A 21,641-nucleotide genomic window follows, 5' to 3' on the forward strand; every position below is an offset into this window, starting at 1 on the left:
GCAATGCAATTATCGTCAATAATGGGCTAATTTTGACAAACTAACGCATGACTAAAGACTCAAGCTGAGGGCAAGGGGTTCTGCCAGCTTTTGGTAGGTGCTAGTCATGAGTGTGCCAAGATAGCGGCGGAAGTGGTTCCACTGATCGTAGTTGAGACGGTAGGTCTGACTGCCCTGTTTGGAGAACAGTGGAGCGGATAACAGCAGCCGATAGTCGGGGTTTTGAGCCGATTCGCGAGTGAGTAAATAGGCGTATTTCTCAGTTGGCACCAGACCGGGGGGAAGCTGCCCTTCGAGCAGCGACAGAATTTGTTGATGACAGACCTGAGTGTTGATGCCGCGCCGCTCTAGCAGTTGCATCACTGCGCCCACGGATAACGGTTGATCTGGGAATGCTCGCAACAGTTCCAGGAGGAGGAAATAAGGGCTGTATTGTTGTCGTGCCAGATCAAGGACGTTGGGGTGGAGGGGGAGTGTGGCTAGCCCATAGGCGACCCGACTACAGACTGGCAGACAGTCGCTGAAGGGCGACGAAGCCCGATCGCCCCCATAGGTATCTTGCAGAATTGTGGCATTGGGGAACTTTTGCGGTAACCAACGGGCGATCGCCGCTAGAGATGCGGTGCCTCCGGTACAGACCACCTGATTGATATTCAACGCGGCTGTTCCGGTTTGGTTGAGCAGAGCGTTTAGCTCACGATTGAGCCGTTGAATGTAGGGCAAAAAGATACTGCTTGCCAGATCCTGACGGGCGATCGCCACCTGTTGATCGCCCAATTGCAAGACAAAGCGATCCTGCTGTTGTAGCACTAGCTTTAAGTGTCTTGCCGCTTCTAGCAACCCTTGCCCCAGAGGGGAACTGGTCAACCGTTGTTGCAATGCAAACCGATTTTGTACATCCGGTTCACCCACCAGTGGAAAGGACAGATTGTCTAAGCCCAAATTGCGCCAAATGGATTCATTAGCGGGGTCTGCTTCATTGGGTTGCCAATTCCATCCATCCACAAACCTGCCTGATTTAGCCCCATTCCCGGAGCCAAATGTGTAGTTCAATGGGGTATTGTCACCCGATGCATTAGCCTGGGGCGATCGCTTGAGCCACGCCGGATAGATTAAGTGACAGATGATGTCTTGATCGAGGGCATTGCCTGCATAGGGCAAGCTGCGGAGGTAAAAGTCTTGATAGCTAAGAGTTTGTAGATCGCGGGGAAGATTGACCAACGCCATATCTGTGACAGTTGCTCCGGCATTGATTATCAGCGTTGCTCCCTCCCACTCCATATCCTCTAGATCGGGGTTGGCGACCCCCTGAGGCAATTTTAAGGGGCGGGCATCGGCACTCGGCAACTCAGACAAGAGCGTGGCGATCGCATCTTCGACCACAAAGATTTGGTCAGGGCGGTTGACCAGATGAGCCCCCAAAATGGCTTCCCGGATATTAAAGCTATAGGTGTCAGCCCATCCTACAGGGCAACCCACGATAACCCCCGCCAGTTGTCGGAGGGCAGTTTGAAAGGTATTTTGCTCCAGACCCAACGCAGCACAAGTCGGCGCAGATGCATCTGCTGCTTCTATCTCGCTGATACTCAGCGTCGATAACAGAGTGCGCACTGCCTGGTGAACGGCACTCAACGACAAGGGTTGGCTTGACCACTGCAACACGGGTTCCCACTGAGCCGTCTCTGGGGAGTAATGGGGAATGCCAACGTTGAGATAAGGCTTAAAGTCTCGCAACAACTGCTTAGCCGAGTCAACCATGATCGAAGGGTGCCCAGAGCCTTGATGGGCAGCGGGAAAGGTCACCGCGACCAAATTGTTTTGCCCCATGAAATCCATGGCAAAGTCAGGCGTTGAGGCAGGTCGATTGAGCGAAGACAGATAGACGAGTGTCGGCAGTCGGAATTGTTGTTGGGTTGATGGTTCTGTTGACCAATACAGGGGATACAGCTCTAAGGTTACGCGATTGAGCAGGACGGCTGAAATGCCGGTCGTACCAAAATCAACGCCGAGATACCAGACTTTGGGAGTTGCCTTCGCTTGAGTGAAGGGTGGGGGAGGTGAAAATTCCTCACTGGCGAAGTCAGTTTCTAACAGAGCTTTTAGCTCCTGAGCATCAATGCCCAAATCTTCAGACAACTCCAGTAGCTCGGAGGCTTGCAGGTCATCCGTTCTCAGGTCGCTGGTGGGAGTTAGAGAAGGAATTGACGATTCTGAGCCTAGCTCATCCAACTCCAGATCATCTAACTCCAGGTCGTCTAACTCCAACCCGTCCAATTCCAGTTCGTCTAGTTCCGGTAAGGATGCAGTGACGTCTGGTTCCGGGGCGACTGGCTCTGGGGCGATCGCTGTCTCCAGGGTGGGAGCATCGGTTTCTGGGGTATCAACCCTCGGAACATCAACATCTGGAGAGGTTGGCGTTGACGGTATTACCTCAGGAAACTCCAGCAGAGACGTTTCGAGGGCAGTTTCGGTGACTGGATGTTCAGCCGTTAGATGGTCAAGGACGAGATTGTCAGTCTCTGTTACGTCTGATGTGGTTGCCAGGTCGGGTACCCGATCGGCGGTTGGTAAATCTGCTGCTGAGCGATCGAGCGGTTGATCGATAAAGAGAAAATCTAGATCATCGGGTACATCGGGTGCATCGGGCAAAGCGAACTCATCTGTATCACCCATTGCCTCTTGACCTGCAAGCAAATCCCGATCAGAGCGGTTGTCAGACTCGTTGTCTAAGGCAAGTGCAGCCAGGTCTAGGCTAGCGTCTGAACCGCTGTCATCTAAACTCGACTGGCTTGGTGTTGATGAGATAGCTCCAATTTCCAACCTGGAACCAGGGTCGGCGATCGCCTCAGAACTGGTTCCGGCAACGGATTCAGAATTCGTTTCTGAGGCTAGGGTCTTTTTTTTTTCAATGTCCTCAGCTGTTGCCAGGTCATTAGTCGGGAGTTCTGATCCCAATTCTGGAGGCAAGGGTGGAGCCTGTCCTAAATCGCCAAATGCTCCCTCTAGTGTCCAATCTTCCGATTCAGGTTGAAATGTTGGCGTGCTTGAACCCATAGCAAGACTGGGCGCGTCTTCAAAGAGACTTTCGGCTAACCCTTCGAGGGTAAAGGCATTGGCTTCACCAGATAACGTTTCGATCGATGTATCTCTGGCGATCGCCTCATCAGGGGCAGGGGCGTCTACCGCAGGAGATGGACTAGAAGGCAAATCTACAGCCGCAATGTCGATGGGCACTTCACCACCAAACAAGTCATCCAGGAGAGGCATCTCTTCAGACGAGGCAGTTGGAGGAGTGAGGGCATCGTCAACCGTAGCAGGTAACGGAGGCACTGTGACAAACACATCGTCCAGCGTCGCATCGTCATCCAGCGGAATCGACACGGAGGGGAGGGCTGTATCGGTTGCTAAAAGAGCTGCCGATGCAGGTGGCAGGGACTCCACTGGAGATGGTGGCTCAGTCGGTGGCTCAGCTGGAGCATCGATAGATTCTGCCAAGAACAAGTCATCCAACATCACCTCAGAGGGGGCAGGCTCAACTGGCGCGTCAGTGGCTTCTGAGGAAAATAGTTCATTCAACAACTCCGGAGACAGGGAGTTGATGAGGGGTTGGTTCGAGGATTCAGCTTCAGAGGCGACATCGTCACCCAAGGGTTGCTCTAGCGGTGGTGCCTCATCTCTATCTTCAGTTGTGCCTGCAACAGGCTGATCTGAAAACAGAGTGTCCAGAAAAGCTGTTTCTTGAATGAGAGGATTGACAGGCTCAGCCGTGAGATCTTCTGGAGCATCCGCTTCTGAAACAGGTGCCCCGGCAAACAAACTGTCGAGGAGTGCTTCGTCTGTCAGTGAATCAGGCGGTAAGTCTGGAGTCCCTGACTCATCAAACGAGAAGTCTTGCAGGTCTGGGGACAGCTCAAACAGGTCATTGTTGTTGGTTTCAGAGGGCTGTTCTGGAGTGTTAAAGAGTTCCTCTGGAGTCGTTTCTGGAGAGACAACTGGGTCAGCAGCCGTGGTCAAGTTATCCAACAAGCTCTGCCAATCGGTCGGTGGCTCAGTGGTAATCGGTTGATCGGCATCAACCTCAAAGTCGTTGATCCCAAAGTCGCTTTCTTCCGTTACCTGTGAAGGCTCCTCTGATGCAATCTCGTCAAACAAGTCAACGGGAGGTTGCAACTCTTCATCCAACAGAGATGCGTCGTATTGAGGAGGCTGGGGGTGATCTGAGATGTCGTCAACAGGGTCATCGTGGAATGACGACAGGAGATCCGCTTCTGACAGGTCAAGATCCGGCAAGTCTGATAGCTGGTCAGGCTCTAACAGGTCAGGTTCCAGCAGATCTGACTCTGGGGAGGCGTCACCAAACTGATCCTCTAGATTGGAAAGATCGTTGGTGAGTTGGCTCAGAATGGTGTCACCCAAATCGACCGGAGCGTCAGGTGTTAGATCCTCCTCGGATACCAGCAGGATTTCATCCGGGGCAGCGGGCACAAAGGTATCTTCATCGAAGGCAAGACCTGCTACATCATCAGAGATCTCGGCTGGGTCGATAGCAGACTCCGATTTAGGGGCTGTGATCAGGTCAGACAGGCTAGTGATGACATCGACATCGTTAGGAATGCCGCTATCGGAGCTAACCTCGTCTTGCCAACCGCTGACGCTATCACCAACAGCTAATGACTCCAGAGCTAATGACTCTCCCAGCAGGTTTTCCAGGGGGTCAGTCGAGGATTGGTCAATCTCATCCTCTGCGGCAGTGATGCCTGTACCGTGAGCAGGGTCAGCCAGACCGCCAAATAGCTCGTCTACCAGGGCTTCAGAGCCTTCTGTAAGGGGTGGCTCAAACTCTGTCTCTACCGATGGTTCAAGGGGCGATCGCTCTGATTCTACGATTGGCTCAAACGTTTCCAACTCAGAAAAGTCCAGCCTAGAGGTATCTTCAGCAATACCTGCAACACTATCTTGTTCAACTGAGTCAAGTGATTCTTGCCCCGCATCTGCAACATGCTGATCAACGGGTTCCACATCGGGGTCTGATGGGTCAGCTTGAATTGCCGTAGACCCAAATAAGCTCTCATAGAGTTCGCTCATTTCATCGTCATATCCCTCCTGGTCGGGGGAGATGATGACGGGTTCAGTGTTTGTCGTCTCGGTGGATGATCCAGGCTCATCAGACTGCAACTCAGCACTCAATTGGTTGAGTAAGTCAAGGGTTGAATCTCCCTCTAGCTCTGGCTCAACAAACATCTCTCCTTCTGCGAAATCGACAGCGGAATCCAGGTCAGCTTCCAGTTGAGCGATGTCATCATCACTGACCTGAAACGAGGTCAACGGTTGATCGACCTGGAAGAAGGTGATGTCATCATCCACCTCAAATGCCGGGAAGCCTGGATTAGCTGATTCGCTGACAGTTGTTGGTAATTGCTCCAGGTCTAAATTGTCGAGATCGATATCGTCCAGATTAATCGCCGTTGGAGCAGGTGGTTGAATCGACGTGGTTGGCGGTTGAATGATGGTGGCAGGCTCGTCTGACTGAAGTTCATTCAACAGCAGATCGATCGGATCGTTAGATGCAGGGTCTGCATCCTCCGTCACAGGTGCCATATCCAGCACAAAGGGTGATCCTTGCGTTATTTGGGAAGGAGTGCGCTCATCCTCTGGAGTGGTCACCGCAGGCAAAGGACGACCTGTTGCTGCCCAGTCGGTTGTTTGCAGTGAAGACTGTAAGTATGTTGATGCCTCTCGACCCAGTTGTTGCGCCAAACGATTGACCAACGCCGCAAACATCGCTTCGCCCTGTTGACCCAGGTTATGCATCTTATCTAGACCCTGGCTCAACGAGTCTTGATAGCTTTGAATGTTGCTTTGTAGCGACTCAAAAATGACTCGCAGCGTCGAGTCGAGCTTGAGCAACAGTTGATCCGATTGAGATTGCAGAGTTTGGATCTGCTCTAGTCGCTGTTGCGCACTGAGCACAGGTTGATAGGAGACTCCAGTTTCGGGATGCACCTCGGTTGTCAGTGGCGTACTGCCCAGCAATGCCCGCTCCTGGGCTGATTGTGCCTCTAGACTGGCAACCATTTGAGCGACCTGCCCAGTCAGATTCTCCTGCAATCGCCCCATGAGGGACTGCAAAAACTCAGTAATAATTTGTTGTTGACTTTGGGCGGGAGGTAATGCCTGTTGACGTTGTGCCTCTAGCATTCGCACTTCTTGCAATAGAGCCTCTCGTTGGAGCTGCAATTGCTCCACGTCATTTCGCAGGGGCTGCATTACGTTGGCACGCAGGTAGCTCATCTCTTGCAACACTGCTTGCAGAACCTGCTGAGCCGACTCAACTGCTGGGGCTTGCCCTTGAGGATAGGCGAGATTGTAAGCCAGTGGGCTGCTGGGCAACGCTGGACTACCCGGTTCAGGAATGTCTTGCTGAAGCGAAAGAAGATACCTGCGAGTTTGTTCTAGAACCTGACGTTGTTGATCAGCATCACCTGCCATGACCCACGGTAAGCGTGGACTTGGCTTGCTTAATACTTCATCAATCTCATTAATCAGTGCTTGAATTTGAGCTTTATGAGAAGTCACGATAAAAGTTCCCAACGATAAAGCCTTGCAAAGATATAGATGCTGAAATGCAAAGGCTGCTACTGCTTAAATATTAATTTGGTTTTTCCACATGGGATTCAAATTTAGCCTTACATTACCCTTTTTATTAGATTTTTAGTGTAGTTTTTTTGAGTGATTTCGGCTTTGAATGAAATCTTATCAAAACTGGCAAGGGATCAGTCAATTTTATGTCAGATGTCAATCTTTAAGATAAAGAATGGAGAGTGCTCTGATGTTTAAAGCCGTGCATTTAAAGAAGTGATTCAGATAATTCTCGGTGTTTGACCAGTCATTTGCGATGACCTGTAGGAGCGACTGCTTTGCATTGCCCAATTGTTTTGTAGGAGAAAGGTTGTGTCAGATTCTCCTAGCTTCTGCTCTAATCAAAATGTTAGCAAAGCCGTGAAAGTTGTCACAATTGAGGCATATGATTTGGTTTCTCCTGTGTTTTGCTTGCTTCTGTGTTGGATGCACCTGACTTAAGCCTGGGACTGCATTAAGCCTATGACTGTTGGACAGCGATCGCCTTCTCGGTTTCGATTTGTGAAGTGGTTTGCCCCACTCATGGGGGTTCTGCTGCTATTGAATGTAGCCAGTTTTTGGGTGGCTGAGAGGTTTTGGTTTCAAGAAGTGGGTTACACCGCCATCTTTAACCGTCGCTTCGTCACCCAAACTCTCCTGGCCGTAATCGTTTTTGGGGTGAGTTTGGGCTTGTTGGGGAGCCATTTGGCGATCGCTATCCAGCAGTCCAGGCATGGTTCCCCTGGTACACGCACTCAGACCTCGAGTGGTTCTCTACGGCTGCGGTGGCTGCTGCTGATCGGGCTGGGGTTGAGTGGCTTGATGGTGATGCTATTGTTCTATCACGCTCAGATTGCGGCGAGGTATTGGCGTCCTGATTGGAGCCCTGCGTTCATGCCTGATACCGTTCCAGCGTGGTTTAGCCCAGACGCTGTGTGGCAGATGTTGCAACCCCTGCCAACTCTGGGAAGCGGGCAGTGGGGGTGGGTTGCGTTGTTGGTTGGAGGGGCGATCGCCCTGTTGATTTACCCTCGTGTGTTGTTAAGCGGCATTGCGCTGGCAGCCAGTTTTGGGTTTGCGCTAATTGTCTCAAACCATTGGGCGACGGTGTTAGCCGCGATTTACAGAACACCCTTTGGGCAGGTTGATCCAGCCTTTCAGCAAGAGATTAGCTTTTTTGTGTTTTCGCTGCCAGTATGGCAGTTGTTGAGCTTTTGGCTAGTCGGGTTGTTTGCGTTGGCGTTGTGCTCCGTCAGCTTGCTCTATTTCCTGGCAGCCAATAGCCTCAGCGAAGGTGAGTTTCGGGGGTTTTCTGAAGCCCAATATCGCCATTTGTTAACGGTTGGGGGGTGTCTCTTGTGGGCGATCGCCCTGAGTCACTGGCTCGATCGCTACAACTTGCTCTATTCCGATCGGGGCGCGGTCTATGGTGCCAGCTATACGAATATCGCTGTGGATTTACCGGGGCGGTTGGTGTTGGCGGGTATGGCGATTGGGTTGGGGGCGATCGCACTTTGGTCGGGTATGTTGAACCGTAAACCCCTGCTCAAACCTCCGGCTAAGCCTCCGACTCGGCTCAGCCTTCGCAAGACTGCTCGTGCTCATAGCCCCCGGTTTTATCCAGAGCGGTTCTGGCTTTATGGAGTGGGGTTGTATGTGGGGCTGTGGGCGATCGCCACATTCGTATTGCCACTGGCGGTGCAGCGATTGGTGGTGCAACCCAATGAGTTGAGTCTAGAGCGACCCTACATTCTACGGACACTAGCCGCGACTCGGCAGGCGTTTAACCTGGAGCCGATTGATACCGCTACCTTTAACCCGCAGTATGTGCTCAACGAAGAGGCACTGCAACGAAATCGCCTCACTATTGACAATATTCGGTTATGGGATACGCGCCCACTCCTGGAGAGCAATCGCCAGCTTCAGCGAATCCGTCCCTACTATGAATTTCCCGATGCTGATATCGATCGCTATACCCTGCCCATGGGAAATGGCACCACGATGCAACAGCAGGTATTGATCTCGGCGCGTGAGTTGGACTATCGATCGGTTCCCACAGAGGCGCAAACCTGGGTTAATCAACATTTGATTTACACCCATGGCTATGGGTTTACCCTCAGCCCGGTCAATACGGCAGGAGAAGGTGGCTTACCCGATTACTTCATTCAGGGCATTGAGCAGACCATCACCGACGAGCGGATTCGAGCGGTTGTGCCCGTCAGTGATCCGCAGATTTATTATGGCGAAATTACTGACAACTATGTCATGACGGGGACTCGCATTCAGGAGTTGGACTATCCCAGTGGTAGCGATAACGTCTACAACACCTATGACGGTTTTGGGGGCGTTAGACTGGGCAATTTCTGGCAGCGACTGCTCTACGCTAAACATATGCGCGATTGGCGAATTCTCCTGGCAGACAGCCTGACCCCTCAAACTCGCCTGTTGTTTCGACGGCAAATTGTTGATCGAGTCAGGGCGATCGCCCCTTTCCTGCGCTATGACGCTGATCCCTACCTTGTGGTCGCTAACGCCGATGGAGCCGAAACGATGATGAGTCGTAGACAGGATGGGGTTAACGCCAGCACAGCCGCTCCTCATTATCTGTACTGGATCTTGGATGCTTACACCACCAGCGATCGCTATCCCTATTCCGATCCCGGTGAAAACGAATTCAACTACATCCGCAACTCTGTCAAAGTGGTGATTGATGCCTATCACGGCTCCGTTAACTTCTTTGTTGCAGATTGGTCTGACCCTATCGTGCAAACCTGGAATCGGGCTTTTCCTGGGATGCTGCAATCGCTTGACCAGTTGCCCGCTGCCCTACACAGTCACATCCGCTACCCCGAAGACCTGTATCGGGTGCAATCTAACCAACTCATGGTCTACCACATGACCGATCCCCAGGTGTTTTATAACCGGGAAGACCAGTGGCGTGCCCCCAACGAGATTTATGGCGATGAGCAGCAATTGGTAGAACCTTACTATCTGATCATGAAGCTCCCGGCAGGCAGCAGCGAGGAGTTCATCTTGTTTCGTCCTTACACCCCGGCGCAACGCACCAACTTGATAGCATGGCTCGCCGCCCGCTCTGATGGTGAGAACTACGGCAAAATGCTGCTCTATCGTTTTCCTAAGCAGGAGTTAGTCTATGGTCCAGAACAGCTAGAAGCCCGCATCAACCAAGACCCCGTTATCTCTCAGCAGATTTCTTTGTGGAATCGGCGTGGCTCACGAGCCTTGCAGGGTAACCTGTTGGTGATCCCAATTGAGCGATCGCTGTTGTACGTTGAACCCCTCTATCTAGAGGCTGAACAAAATCGTCTGCCCATTCTGGCGCGGGTTATTGTTGCCTATGGCGATCGCATTACCATGGCAGAAACCCTGGAACAGGCTCTCGATGCGGTCTTCGCATCCGACGCACCAGAGACGCCCGCGATTATTCGTCCTCTAGAGGAAGACGTGGTAGAACCGTAGAGAGCAGGGGTTAGATTGACCCTCTTACCGCCTGACGCAACTGCTGAAAAAAGTCCGTTTCGGTGATCTCTGCGACCTGCGCTTCCACTTCGGTAAAGTCAATATCAAACTGCAATAACTCCAACTGCTGCCGCAGCCATTCTTCCTGTTGTTTGCGGCGGGTGATATCAACGTTTGTCCCTTCGTAATACAACAACTGACCCACACTATTGCGAATGGCACGCGACGACTCCGACACCCAAATCACCCGACCATCACAGCGGTAGACTTGATATTCAAAGTCAACCACCTCGCCCTGTGCCTCAATTTGCTCTAAAAATATCTGGCGGCAACTGGGATCAACATAGATCTGCTTGGCAATGTCAGTGACCTGCACCATCATCTCCTCTGCGGAACGGTAGCCATAGATCCGTGCCATGGATGGGTTGACCTTGAGATAGCGTCCCTCAAAGGTGCTTTGAAAGATGCCCTCGATCGCATTCTCAAAGATGCCGCGATAGGTTGCTTCGGCGATCCGCAACGAGTCCTCCATCTGTTTGCGATCGCTGATATCGCATAACGCACTCAAAAACGTCAGTTCCCCGTTAAACATAAACGGTCGCAACGACAGTACAACCCACAACAAAGAACTATCCTGGCGTTTGAGCTGCAATTCATAATTCTGGACATAACCCTGTTGAGCAAAGATAGCCAAAATTTGCTGACGATCCTCGGGATTCCAATAAAAATCCGAGGTTTTGCGCCCAATGAGGTCGGTCAGAGCTAAACCAAACGTAGTCGTAGTAATCGCGTTAGCATACAAAATCGTGCCATCTAAAACGTTAGAAATCAGAACGGGCAACGGTGTCGCCTCGGCAATCAAGCGAAATTGCTCCTCACTTTGACGCAAAATATCGTCCGTTTGAGCGTTAAACGCCGCTTCAACCGCTTCTGAGTGCTGGGTTGTCGTTTCCAATAACCCCTCCAGACTCACTTTGTCTTGCCGCAATGATTCGATTGTGGCATCTGAATGGGTAATCGCCCTGGTTAACAAGCTCTCTAGATCTGCTTTTTCTCGTTGGAGCGTTTCTACCCTCTGGGTGAGTTGCCCAATTTGCAACTTTAATCTTGCGACTTCTAAGACAAACTGCTCTTTTGAGACTTCGTCTGACATACGACCTACGCAGCAAATAATGCGGTTACAAGCATAATAGAATCTTTTCCGCCTTGCTAGATGAGCGTATTGCTTCTTAGACCTCTTTTAGTTCAACGTCAGGCATCATCTGCCCGGTCAATGGGTGGCAATGCCTCAGTTGGGATGGGTGCAGCAGTAATATCTGGCTCAACGATCGCCCCACTGGAGGAATTGTCCTGAGCAACCGATGCCGGAACTGTTTCCAAACGGTCATTGCCCCACTTGTCCAAAATATCTTTGACTAATGCCTCTTCGATCCAGGTCTTTGCCACAACCGTTAACGGCAACGCCAGCAATAACCCCAAAAAACCAAAGAAACTGGCAAAGAAAATCTGAGCCGCCAGAGTCAATGCTGGGAGCAAAGACACCTGTTGTTGCATCACGGTCGGCGTTAAATAATATGCTTCAATCTGCTGGATGATCAGATAAAGCCCAATCACAAACAATGCCTTCCAGGGTGCATCCAGCAGAGCCACCGTCAGCGGAAAGACAATACTGAGGGTAGGACCAATGTTGGGAATGAAGTTCAACAACCCTGCTAGCAGTGCGTGCGCCAGGATGAATTCAATTTGCAAGACCCACAATCCGATAAAGCTGAGTAATGCGACAAAAGAAGAACTAATCAGCAACCCGCTGATCCAGTTCCCTAAAGACACCTCGCATTTCACCAGGATCTCGTCGGCGCGGCGGCGATAAAACGAGGGAAATAGTTTGAGGAAGGTAAAGCGATAAGCCGTTGGGTTCGCTAACAACATGATGGTGAGCACAATCACCACTAGCAACTCCAACAGTGCGTTGAGTGAGTTGGAAAAGAACTCGAAGAAGTTCCCCAAAATATTTCTTACTAAAGGCTGAAGCTGCTGGGTCAAAGAAGTCAGGTCAGTAGGCAACTCTAAAATAGGAAACCAGGGAGGTCTTTGCTCGATAAACTGTTCGAGTCGGAAGGAAATCTCAGTTACTGCTTCGGGCAAAAGCCGCACTAGCTGCAAAAACTGATCGATAAATGGCGGTACGATCAGCCCCAAAAACAACAACATCACCACGACAACAATGCTCAACGCCAATGGCACTGCTGCTCGTCGAGACATCCCAGATTTTTGCAATCGTCTTGCTAAGCTGTTGAGTGCTGTTGCTAACACCACCGCCGCAAATACCAACAACAGCATTTGCCGAATTTGCCACAGGACGACCAATGCAATTACCAGGCACAGAAATCCTAGCCACTGACCCAACTTCACACGTTTAGCTCCTCACGCCTATATACAGCAGTCATCATTACGGTTGAAATCAGGGATATTTTGTAACTCAACTTGGTACCGTTTCCAAAACACTCCCCTGGTCTTACCCTTCTGACAAAAGATATACATCATCATATTCATCATCTAATGATGTATGGACGAAGGATATGCGACTACTGACTGTAGAGAGAGCATCGCTGAAATTATACTCACATTAAATAACGTCAGTTCGGTTTAAGAGCCCGGCGAATGAATTCGCGGCTACTAGGGCGAAGTCCGCCGACGCGGACTCCGGAAAATCAAGGTTTGACGAACCGACGCAGGTCGGTTTTGCTCCGATAGCGGCGGTTTTAACCGCCGAAATCCTGATCCCGAATCCACGTTAAATATATGCATTCAATGCATAGCAATTGTCGAGACCGTTAATACAAGGGGTTGTGGGGTCTGCGTCCCCAGCCAGGGGTTCCACCCCTGTACCCCTTTCTAATCTTAGTGAGTCCTGCTATACAACCGTGTGTAAGTGGGTTCAGCACGGGAAGTTCCACCGCCACACCCCATACTTTACCCAGGTGAGTATCGCTATAGATCAGAACTGCAAGGTCAGGATATCAGGTCACGGGTTTTCAACTGGCAATCTCTCACTAGATTGACGCTAATGCCAAACAGTTCTTGTTAACTAAGATCTAGCGAATCGTCAGAATTGTCTGAAGCGATTGGCTTTAGCCCTAGTCCAACACTTCTGCTTTTAATAATGCGGCTGATCGTTTTAACCCTGAAACCAATGATCGTTGGCACCAATCATCTGTTTACGGTGAATTGGCGTGAGATTTTTACACCGAGTGTTTCACTCACTGAATTGTTTATCCGGGGATCACTGGTTTATCTGCTCCTGTTTGTTTTGCTGCGGTTTCTGCCTAACCGTCAAGTGGGAGCAGTCGGCATTGCCGACCTACTTGTGGTCATCCTGTTTGCCAATGCGGCGCAAAACGCCATGTCATCCGACTACACTTCCCTCACCGATGGGTTGATGCTAGTGGCAACTATCGTATTTTGGAACTACCTGCTGAATTGGTTGGGATTCAAGTTTCCTAAAATCCAACGGCTGTTGAGTCCACCTCCGCTAATGCTGGTGAAGAACGGTCGGATGATTTATCGCAATATGCGGCGAGAGTTGATCACCGAAGGCGAGTTGATGCTGCAACTCCGCAAACAGGGCGTTGAGAAGCTCAATGAAGTCCGTATGGCATTCATGGAAGCCGATGGCAGTGTCAGCGTCATTACTCACAACACACCGACGCATCCTGCCTCTAGACCACCAGTGTTAGGGTAAACCTCAACCGCTGAGGAGGGCTTCGACAAATTCATAACTTGAGAAGGGGCGCAGGTCTTCAATGCCTTCGCCTACCCCAATAAAGCGAATTGGCAATCCCAACTGCTGCACAACAGCGAGTGCGATTCCCCCTTTGGCGGTGCCATCTAGCTTAGTCAGGACAACCCCACTTAACTGAGCCGCTTCTGAAAAAACTTCTGCCTGACGCAGACCGTTTTGTCCTAATGTGGCGTCTAATACCAGCAGAGACTCGATGTGAGCATTGGGAGCTTTTTTGTCGATAATGCGGCGAATCTTGCTCAACTCATCCATCAGGTTCTTCTTGTTCTGCAACCGTCCGGCGGTGTCAATTAATAGAAGTTCTGTATCACGGGCTTGAGCCGCTGTGATCGCATCAAACACCACCGCAGCGGGATCGGTGTTTTTGCCGGGGTTAGCAATCACCTCGACATTACTGCGATCGCCCCACACCTTCACCTGTTGTACCGCCGCTGCCCGAAAGGTATCGGCTGCCCCGATCAGACAGCGATAGCCTGATTTTTGAGCGATATGCGCCAACTTGCCAATGGTGGTTGTCTTTCCGGCTCCATTCACCCCGGTAATCAGCCAAATGTTCAGCGTTTCCTTTTCGGGAGCAAAAGTGGGGTTGTAGGGTTTGCCGCCGGGGGTGTCTAACATACCGCGCAGAATTTCTTTCAGATACGCGATCGCTTGTTCCGGGGGCAATGCTTCCTGGCGTAAGCGATTCTGCAATGACTCGATAATGAAATCAGTGGCTTCAACCCCAACATCGGCTTGCAATAGCAAGGATTCGATTTCGATGACCGCATCTTGATTAAGCGGTCCCTGACCAACGATCGCCCGCAACTGGTTCACCAGGCTACGACGGGTCTTGTCTAACCCCTGACGCAATCGCTTCAGCCAGGTAATTTCTTCGATGTCTACCTGATCGGGACGACGACCCTGAGCCGCCAACACCTGAGCAGACCAGACGAAGTTTTCATCCAATGGCAACTCAGGAACTGCATCAGAGGTTGTTGGTGCAGTTTGACGAGTTTCTGGTTCAGGCTCAACGATCGCCTCTGCCTTCAACCGCTCCAATCGTTCCTGCCGCTCAGCTTCAGCTTTCATCCAAAAGGGCAGGGCACTTTGTTCTGCTGCATTGGTTTCAGGAGAAGCCGTTGGCGATTGCTCCTCAGTCGCCTCTGGAGGGGTTGAGGTTGCGGGTTCCAAATCAGGTGCTACAACTTCTGAAGCGATCGCTGTTTCAGGTGTTTCCTCCGTTTCAACCATAGGCGAATCGGCTGTCACTGGTAGATCAGCAGGTGATGCTTCCGGCAGGTCAGGAGCCGCTTCAGTCGTAGTCGGCTCCGAAGGAGTGGAGGTCGCCGCTTCTGCCTGCTTTTTCTGAATATTTTTGTACGCTGCCTTTGCCCACTCTAAGTAGTTAGAGTCGATTGCTCCCTCCGTGGTGCCTGCCGCTTCAGTTGAGATATCGGTTGAGGTGGATGGTTGCTCTGATGGTTGGGTGTCAGAGTTGGCATCAGACGATGGAGGATTTTGGGGGCGGTTAAACCAGTTGAAAGACATCGAATTTTACTGTCGGACGGGGATTGAACTGCATGTTCAGGTCAGGTTAGGCTGAACTACCTCTACCATAAGCGTACAAGGAGTTTGCTAACTTTAGATTTTTAAGGCATCGCTGACGCGCCGCAAAACTCCATTGATAAATCGATGCCCTTCTTCACCGCTATAGCGTTTGGCTAGCTCGACCGCTTCGTTAATCGCAACCTTATCGGGAGTGCCCAGATACAAAATCTCGGTCACCGCGATTCGCAAAATGTCCTGGTCAATCCGGGCGAGTCGCTCCAGCTTCCACTCCACCATATTCTCGCTGAGCACCCGATTAATCTCGTCCCGGTTGTTTTGCATGTAGGTAAGCAGATCGAGGGCATAGTCGCGCACCTCCTGCTGATTTGCCAGTTGAATCAACTCAGGCAGTTCGATCGCCGTTCCTAAGCGATTGATTGCGGTTTGAGCCAGGTCGATCGATTCTTTAACCATGGCTCTGGCACTCCGCACATCAACGGCACGCGTCTCGCTACTCAACAGGCGATCGCTCCCCCGTTCTAGCTCTGCCGATGCAGTCTCCAACGTGTCTTGAATTTCAGTTAGCAACGTCCGCACGGCTGCCAACAATAACTGCTGCAACTGCTGCGTTTGGAGCTTCTCAGTGTTACTAGATAATTGGCTGATACTCAAAAGAGCCAATTCACGGGCAATTCGACGGGCTTGCATAGTAGTCAAACGGGCAGCACAGACCCATTGATCCTAGCAGGAACGGGCGAACATCGGTAAGACGCGACAGGAATTTGGAAACTAATCCTTGGGAGGTTGGGAGGGTGTGGAGGAGTGGGAGAGTGTTCCATTCTTCGTTTTGAGTTCTAGAATGGGATGCCTCACCGCAAAACTCAACATTCAAACCTCAAAATCTTTAATTTCATTCACTCTACCCCATCACTCCCGACTCCCTCATCTCATGACTCCTCAAGACATTACAGATACGCTGGAAACACTGTTTGATTTGCCTGTGCAGGTCAATGGCAGCGAATCGTGGCAGGTCGAAATCAATAACCTGCGATTGCTGGTGCTGCTATCGGAAGATGGCTCATGGCTGCGATCGCTGATCTCGATTGCCTCGGCTGAAGATGCCCAACCCCATCTGGCGCAACTGATGGAAGCCAATTTTGATGAAACTCAGGAAACTCGCTATGCCCTGTATGAAGGGGTGTTGTGGGGCGTATTTCAGCACAATTTTGAGAGCCTGACGACAGAAGACTTTCAAGCGGCGATCGCCCGTTTGGTCACGTTGCAACAACGGGGATTGTCCGTCAGTTTTGACCAGTTGGCGGAAACCCAGATCCGCCAAATTGTTCGGGCTGCTAAATTGCAAGGGCAGTCTCTAGAAACTACCCTGCAAACCCTCGATCGCTTTTATCGGGAAGGCGTTATGGGTGAAATTGATCAGAACGCCGAGCAACGACAAGCCGTCTTGGGGGCATGGCGTTATCAACTCGAACGCTTTTGGAACGAGGAGGGGTGAAAAGGGAAAAAGGATAAACAATGAAGGATTAAGGATGGAGGATAAAAGGCAGAGAACTGCCCTCGATTCCCCACTCCCTGCTCCCTACTCCCTACTCTTTAATACTCTAAAAACAACGTCTCAAAGGTGTCTGACGTGGGAGTGGGTCGAGCCACCAATTGAGGTGCATTGGGATCCTGTGGACTGGCGTTCCGCATTTGTTGAACGTTGCCCTCTAGCTGGTTAATGTGTTGATCCAAAATGGTAAGGCGATCGCAAATCTGCTGTCGTCGCTCATCCATGGTCTGCAACTCTTGCTGGAGGCGTTTCTTTTCAACAACGAGCTTATAGATATCCAGAAAAGCAGCAGCCTCTGATTTTTGCCGGGGCATGGTGCTAATTTTGGGGCGAATCTTGCCTCTAGCGGTATTACGACGCATGGGGGGATTACTCAACTATTTTTCTCAGTATTCCCAAAATTTGGCTCATTCTCCGGATGGCAATTACAAATCAACAAAACTTAGAAATATGCTTCCTGACTCGCCTCCGCCTATCAAATGTGGCTACGGCTATAAAGCGAATGGGAGTGAGATAATCCCACTCCCATCGCAGTCAGCCTATTCACCTTTGAATGGGCTATTTTATCGGTAGATGCAATGGTGCATGGAAAGGCGTTAGCCCACCAATCCAGATCGCAGAGCACGCACTGCGGCTTGTGTGCGGTCATCTGCACAAAGCTTATTTAAGATGTTGCGAACGTGGGTTTTAACAGTCCCAACGGTGATGTAGAGTTTTTCAGCGATCGTGGCGTTGCTGCATCCTGCTACGATTAACTCTAGCACCTCTAGTTCCCGTTCAGTCAACGGGTAGGTTTCTAAAATTTGACTGTATTCAGGTGCAACAGCATCAATCGCCACAGTTGGCTTGACTTTTCCCTCGCCAACAGGTTGGCGAGCCTGCTTCAAAACCAGTCGGGCGATCGCCGGATCAATCCAGCTATGACCATCATTGGTAACATGAATGGCTTCAAGCAGGCGATCGAGGCTAACATCTTTCATGCAGTAAGAATCAGCACCAGCGGCAAAAGCTGCTAATACCGCATCTTCACTGTCGTTCAAGGTCAAAATTAAGATTTTTGTTTTAGAGTCTTCTGACTCAGATTGAAATTCTCTAAATTCGCGAGTTAACTCAATTCCATCAATATCAGGCAATCCGATATCGACGATGGCTACATCCGGTGCAGATGTCTGCAACAAATGCAAGCCCTCTGTGCCGTTAGCAGCCTCACCGACGACTTTTACGCCAACCTGTTGCTGTAGAGCGGTTCGCATTCCAACGCGAGTTAGATCATGATCTTCAATGAGGGCAACTTGAATTTCGCTCATGTTGTGTAGCTTCTATGACTTTATGACGATGGCAATTAGCGTTGATTAACCAACAATAATAAGGAGATAAATTTAATATACTGCCTTAGTTTAAAGTGCATATCCCTATAAAGGTAGAGGCAACGATTATTCCCTTCTCATCCTTTTTATATACACCGAATTGCAACAAATGGATTTTATATGATTTGAAGATTGGCTGGTTGGAGACGTGGATAGTATGAATATGCCTCCCAGTCAACAATCTCAACCATCTCATTCAACAGATGCCCCCGGTAACTCACACCAACCGACCGCAGAGCCCCTAGAGTCTCAATTGTATACAGCCAAGTTGCAGATCGGGCAATTTTTGACCATATTTCCTGCGGCGGCGTGTATTGCTAATTCCGACGGAAAGATTACAGATTGTAATCAAAAGTGGCTCGATTTAATGCTGGAGCAAAACGGTGCTTCGGGTGGAGAGATTGCTGCTAAACAATTGCTAGGCAGTGTTTGTGATTTGATTGGTTTCTCTGATCGCGATCGCTTCTTAAAGCACTGGCAGCAAGCAAATGAGTCGAAAAAAGAATTTAACTTTTCCTGTCAACATCCGCTCGTTAGCGGACAGACACAACATATACATCTCAAATTTGTCCCAACGGTAGAAAATGGTGTGGTGAAAGCCTGGATCGGGATTTGCCAACCGTTTTCGATTCACTCATCCGATCACAACAGGTTGGGAAAGCCTGTGGCTTTAGAGGAGACGAACGCTCAACCTCAGGCTAAAGCTTCAATGGAAGGGCACTTCTTAAACATCATGTCCCATGAGTTGCGAACCCCACTCAACGCCATCCTGGGATTTTCGCAATTACTCCTGCGTCAACGCCAATCTTCACTAACCTTGACGCAGGCTGATATGGTACAGCGCATCCTCAAAAATGCTTACCAATTGCTAACTCTGGTTGATGATGTTCTATGTTTGTCACAGTTAGAGGCGGGATATTTATCGTTGAAGGTCGAAACCTTTGATATTGCTCAGGTGGTTTCAGCGGTGATTGATGAAGTCAAGGCTCAAGCCAACCGCCAACACATCGTACTCATCTCACAGCTAGAGGTCGCTAATCCCTTAGTGGTGAACGATCTGAGTCGCCTCCGCCAATTGCTGCTGAAAGTGCTGTGTAATGCGATTAAATTTACCGAGTTGGGTGAGGTTCACATTACTCTGAGCGAGTTGTCGAGCGATCGCCTGTACTTGATGATTCGAGACACAGGTATTGGGATCAAGCAAGAAGACCTGCCATTGATCTTTGAGCGATTTCGCCAGGTTGATCAAACCATTGCACGGCGTTACTCTGGTGCTGGGCTAGGATTGGCGATCGCCCACAGGTTGGTCGAGCTAATGCAGGGCAGTATTACCATTACCAGCGAACTCCAACAGGGAACAACGGTCATGATTGAGTTGCCTCGGCAGGTTCGTGCGTCAGGATAGTACGACAAAGCATTGCTTTCCGTAGACTACGGGGTTAAGTTTTGGATACAATCGACATCCGACTCTGATAAAACCTTGCTAAATCTGCCTGTGGCGCGACGCCTTGTCAGCCTCTCAGTGCTATTTCCGGAGGACTACTGCTGTCATGCATAACTTTTTGCCGATCGCCTACTTTCAAAATCAATTTGTTCCGTTTACAGATGCCAAGATTTCAGTTGCAACCCACGCACTGCACTACGGCACTGCCGCCTTCGGTGGACTGAGAGGCATCCCCGATCCTCAAAACCCCAAGCAGATTTTGCTGTTCCGGCTCGATCGGCATTGTCAACGGCTCAGTAGTAGTGCCCGATTCCTCCACTTTGATCTGCCCGCTGATAAAATCCAGCAAATCATTACAGATTTTGTTCTCAAAAACCAGCCAACCACATCGTTTTACATCCGCCCGTTAGTTTACACCTCCGATTTAGGCATCTCTCCCCGGTTGCATAGCGTCGAAAAGGATTTCTTTGTCTATGGGTTAGAGTTGGGCGATTACCTGTCCCCTCAAGGGGTCACCTGCCGCATTAGCTCGTGGTATCGCCAGGAAGATCGCAGTTTGCCACTACGGGGCAAGATTAGTGGGGCATACATTACCTCGTCGCTAGCCAAAACGGAAGCGGTAGAGTCGGGATTTGATGAGGCGATTTTGATGAATTCTCAGGGCAAAGTGAGCGAAGCCTCTGGAATGAATGTCTTTATTGTGAGAAATGGAACCCTGGTCACACCTGGGTTTGAGCAAGATATCCTGGAAGGGATCACGCGAAACAGCATTTTGACGATCGCCAAGGATCTTGGCATCCCCACAGTGGAGCGAGCGATCGACAAGTCAGAGCTATTTATTGCCGATGAGGTGTTTCTCAGCGGTACAGCGGCTCGGATCACTCCCGTCAGTCGCATTGAGAATTATCAGTTTTCGAGCGATCGCCCCATCACTGAAAAACTACGGGATAAGCTCACTGCCATCACTGAAAACCGCGATCCCCAATACAAAGATTGGGTTTTCACAATTCCGCTGAACTAAGGGTTGATTCGTCCTGCTCTTAAATAAATCGCCCATTCAACGGTGCGGGGTGTTTTGCCCCATGCCTGTTGCAGTTCATCAGAGAAATGGGCGATCGCACCCCATCTCTGCTGTTCTGCCAGCAATTGGGTCGCTGACCAGGTGCTGACATAGCCTATGTATTGATCGACTGTCCATGCGGCTGTTCGTGTGAAGGACGGAGTGACCACTTCCTCAAACGGAAACGGGATCGTCCTGTATTCCTCATCGAGCAACTGTACCTGGGGTGGTTTAAAGGGTTGAATCATCTGGTCAAACTCCTTGAGCAACTGCTGCACCGTTTGTGGAGCCGTTGGCATGGCAGGCATCCCAGTCCCCCAAACGGCGATCGCTCCCTGAGGTTTTGCCACTCGTCGCACTTCTGTGTAGAACGCTTCCAGGTCGAACCAGTGCAGAGCTAATCCAACCGTAATCAGATCCATGGAGCGATCGGGCAAGCCACTATCACGAGCAGGAGCAACCGAGTAATGGATGCGATCGTGGGGAAAGGCATTGGCGATTTGGGTCGCGCTGGCATCAGTTGCATAAATCGTTTGAAAGTAGGGAGTCAAACCGATCGCTACCTGACCGTTGCCTGTCGCGCAATCCCATGCCGTTTTATGGTTAGTCGTGAGAGTTGCGAGATAGGCAAACAACGCTTCTGGATAGTGGGGACGATATTTGGCATAGTCGCTCGCTTGCTTTGAAAAGTAATCCTTAAAGGATGAGGTTGCCATAGTTCCAGGTTATGGGCTGCGATAGAGTGATGATATGCAGCAACTTGAAAACAG

Annotated in this window: 13 protein-coding genes; 5 read left to right on the forward strand and 8 right to left on the reverse strand. The window is 50.5% G+C overall.

The window, feature by feature from the left end; translation table 11 throughout:
* Window positions 1–51 precede the first annotated feature (51 nt).
* Window positions 52–6,576 (reverse strand): hypothetical protein, encoded by a 6,525-nt coding sequence (locus H6G89_RS08425; RefSeq protein ID WP_190504930.1) that lies wholly within the window; start codon window positions 6,574–6,576, stop codon window positions 52–54.
* Between the two features lie 525 nt (window positions 6,577–7,101).
* On the opposite strand from H6G89_RS08425, the gene H6G89_RS08430 reads away from it, so the two are divergent.
* A complete protein-coding gene (locus H6G89_RS08430; RefSeq protein ID WP_190504932.1) occupies window positions 7,102–10,098 on the forward strand; it encodes a UPF0182 family protein in 2,997 nt (998 codons plus the stop codon).
* Window positions 10,099–10,108: 10 nt separating this feature from the next.
* Here the strand turns inward: H6G89_RS08430 and H6G89_RS08435 are convergent, their stop codons facing one another.
* Both H6G89_RS08435 and H6G89_RS08440 read right to left on the reverse strand, forming a co-directional pair.
* Window positions 10,109–11,251 carry a PAS domain-containing protein gene (locus H6G89_RS08435; RefSeq protein WP_190504934.1) on the reverse strand — a complete coding sequence of 381 codons (1,143 nt, stop codon included), beginning with the start codon at window positions 11,249–11,251 and terminating at the stop codon, window positions 10,109–10,111.
* A 98-nt stretch (window positions 11,252–11,349) separates the two neighbouring features.
* The gene (locus tag H6G89_RS08440) at window positions 11,350–12,510 is read right to left on the reverse strand and encodes an AI-2E family transporter (RefSeq protein WP_190504936.1); all 1,161 of its coding nucleotides are present in this window, start codon (window positions 12,508–12,510) and stop codon (window positions 11,350–11,352) included.
* A 751-nt stretch (window positions 12,511–13,261) separates the two neighbouring features.
* On the opposite strand from H6G89_RS08440, the gene H6G89_RS08445 reads away from it, so the two are divergent.
* Complete coding sequence (locus H6G89_RS08445) at window positions 13,262–13,840, forward strand: DUF421 domain-containing protein (protein WP_242059875.1); 579 nt, start codon at window positions 13,262–13,264, stop codon at window positions 13,838–13,840.
* A 3-nt stretch (window positions 13,841–13,843) separates the two neighbouring features.
* On the opposite strand, the gene ftsY is transcribed toward H6G89_RS08445, so the two are convergent.
* Window positions 13,844–15,430 carry a signal recognition particle-docking protein FtsY gene (gene ftsY / locus H6G89_RS08450; protein WP_190504937.1) on the reverse strand — a complete coding sequence of 529 codons (1,587 nt, stop codon included), beginning with the start codon at window positions 15,428–15,430 and terminating at the stop codon, window positions 13,844–13,846.
* Window positions 15,431–15,523: 93 nt separating this feature from the next.
* Window positions 15,524–16,138: a transcription antitermination factor NusB gene (gene nusB / locus H6G89_RS08455; RefSeq protein WP_190504939.1), complete on the reverse strand. Its 615-nt coding sequence runs from the start codon at window positions 16,136–16,138 to the stop codon at window positions 15,524–15,526.
* Between the two features lie 241 nt (window positions 16,139–16,379).
* On the opposite strand from nusB, the gene H6G89_RS08460 reads away from it, so the two are divergent.
* Window positions 16,380–16,943: a hypothetical protein gene (locus H6G89_RS08460; RefSeq protein ID WP_190504941.1), complete on the forward strand. Its 564-nt coding sequence runs from the start codon at window positions 16,380–16,382 to the stop codon at window positions 16,941–16,943.
* Between the two features lie 98 nt (window positions 16,944–17,041).
* Here H6G89_RS08460 and H6G89_RS08465 read toward each other — a convergent pair whose 3' ends face one another.
* Together H6G89_RS08465 and H6G89_RS08470 are read right to left on the reverse strand one after the other, a co-directional pair.
* The gene (locus tag H6G89_RS08465; RefSeq protein ID WP_190504943.1) at window positions 17,042–17,362 is read right to left on the reverse strand and encodes a hypothetical protein; all 321 of its coding nucleotides are present in this window, start codon (window positions 17,360–17,362) and stop codon (window positions 17,042–17,044) included.
* Between the two features lie 234 nt (window positions 17,363–17,596).
* On the reverse strand, window positions 17,597–18,307 hold the full coding sequence (locus H6G89_RS08470; RefSeq protein WP_190504945.1) for a response regulator: 711 nt from the start codon (window positions 18,305–18,307) through the stop codon (window positions 17,597–17,599).
* Between the two features lie 217 nt (window positions 18,308–18,524).
* Here H6G89_RS08470 and H6G89_RS08475 point away from each other — a divergent pair, with 217 nt between their 5' ends.
* Window positions 18,525–19,772, forward strand: coding sequence for a PAS domain-containing sensor histidine kinase (locus H6G89_RS08475; protein WP_190504947.1), 1,248 nt, complete (start codon window positions 18,525–18,527; stop codon window positions 19,770–19,772).
* Between the two features lie 145 nt (window positions 19,773–19,917).
* Window positions 19,918–20,832 carry a branched-chain amino acid transaminase gene (locus H6G89_RS08480; protein WP_190504949.1) on the forward strand — a complete coding sequence of 305 codons (915 nt, stop codon included), beginning with the start codon at window positions 19,918–19,920 and terminating at the stop codon, window positions 20,830–20,832.
* On the opposite strand, the gene H6G89_RS08485 is transcribed toward H6G89_RS08480, so the two are convergent.
* Window positions 20,829–21,587: a class I SAM-dependent methyltransferase gene (locus H6G89_RS08485; RefSeq protein WP_190504951.1), complete on the reverse strand. Its 759-nt coding sequence runs from the start codon at window positions 21,585–21,587 to the stop codon at window positions 20,829–20,831. The genes H6G89_RS08480 and H6G89_RS08485 overlap by 4 nt on opposite strands.
* Window positions 21,588–21,641 lie beyond the last annotated feature (54 nt).

It is taken from the genome of Oscillatoria sp. FACHB-1407, assembly GCF_014697545.1.
In the GTDB taxonomy this organism is placed as follows: domain Bacteria; phylum Cyanobacteriota; class Cyanobacteriia; order Elainellales; family Elainellaceae; genus FACHB-1407.

Coding starts and splice junctions, on each gene's coding strand:
- H6G89_RS08430 (WP_190504932.1), top strand. CDS start 7,102: ATGACTGTTGGACAGCGATCGCCTTCTCGGTTTCGATTTGTGAAGTGG.
- H6G89_RS08435 (WP_190504934.1), bottom strand. CDS start 11,251: ATGTCAGACGAAGTCTCAAAAGAGCAGTTTGTCTTAGAAGTCGCAAGA.
- H6G89_RS08445 (WP_242059875.1), top strand. CDS start 13,262: ATGCGGCTGATCGTTTTAACCCTGAAACCAATGATCGTTGGCACCAAT.
- ftsY (WP_190504937.1), bottom strand. CDS start 15,430: ATGTCTTTCAACTGGTTTAACCGCCCCCAAAATCCTCCATCGTCTGAT.
- nusB (WP_190504939.1), bottom strand. CDS start 16,138: ATGCAAGCCCGTCGAATTGCCCGTGAATTGGCTCTTTTGAGTATCAGC.
- H6G89_RS08460 (WP_190504941.1), top strand. CDS start 16,380: ATGACTCCTCAAGACATTACAGATACGCTGGAAACACTGTTTGATTTG.
- H6G89_RS08465 (WP_190504943.1), bottom strand. CDS start 17,362: ATGCGTCGTAATACCGCTAGAGGCAAGATTCGCCCCAAAATTAGCACC.
- H6G89_RS08470 (WP_190504945.1), bottom strand. CDS start 18,307: ATGAGCGAAATTCAAGTTGCCCTCATTGAAGATCATGATCTAACTCGC.
- H6G89_RS08475 (WP_190504947.1), top strand. CDS start 18,525: ATGAATATGCCTCCCAGTCAACAATCTCAACCATCTCATTCAACAGAT.
- H6G89_RS08480 (WP_190504949.1), top strand. CDS start 19,918: ATGCATAACTTTTTGCCGATCGCCTACTTTCAAAATCAATTTGTTCCG.
- H6G89_RS08485 (WP_190504951.1), bottom strand. CDS start 21,587: ATGGCAACCTCATCCTTTAAGGATTACTTTTCAAAGCAAGCGAGCGAC.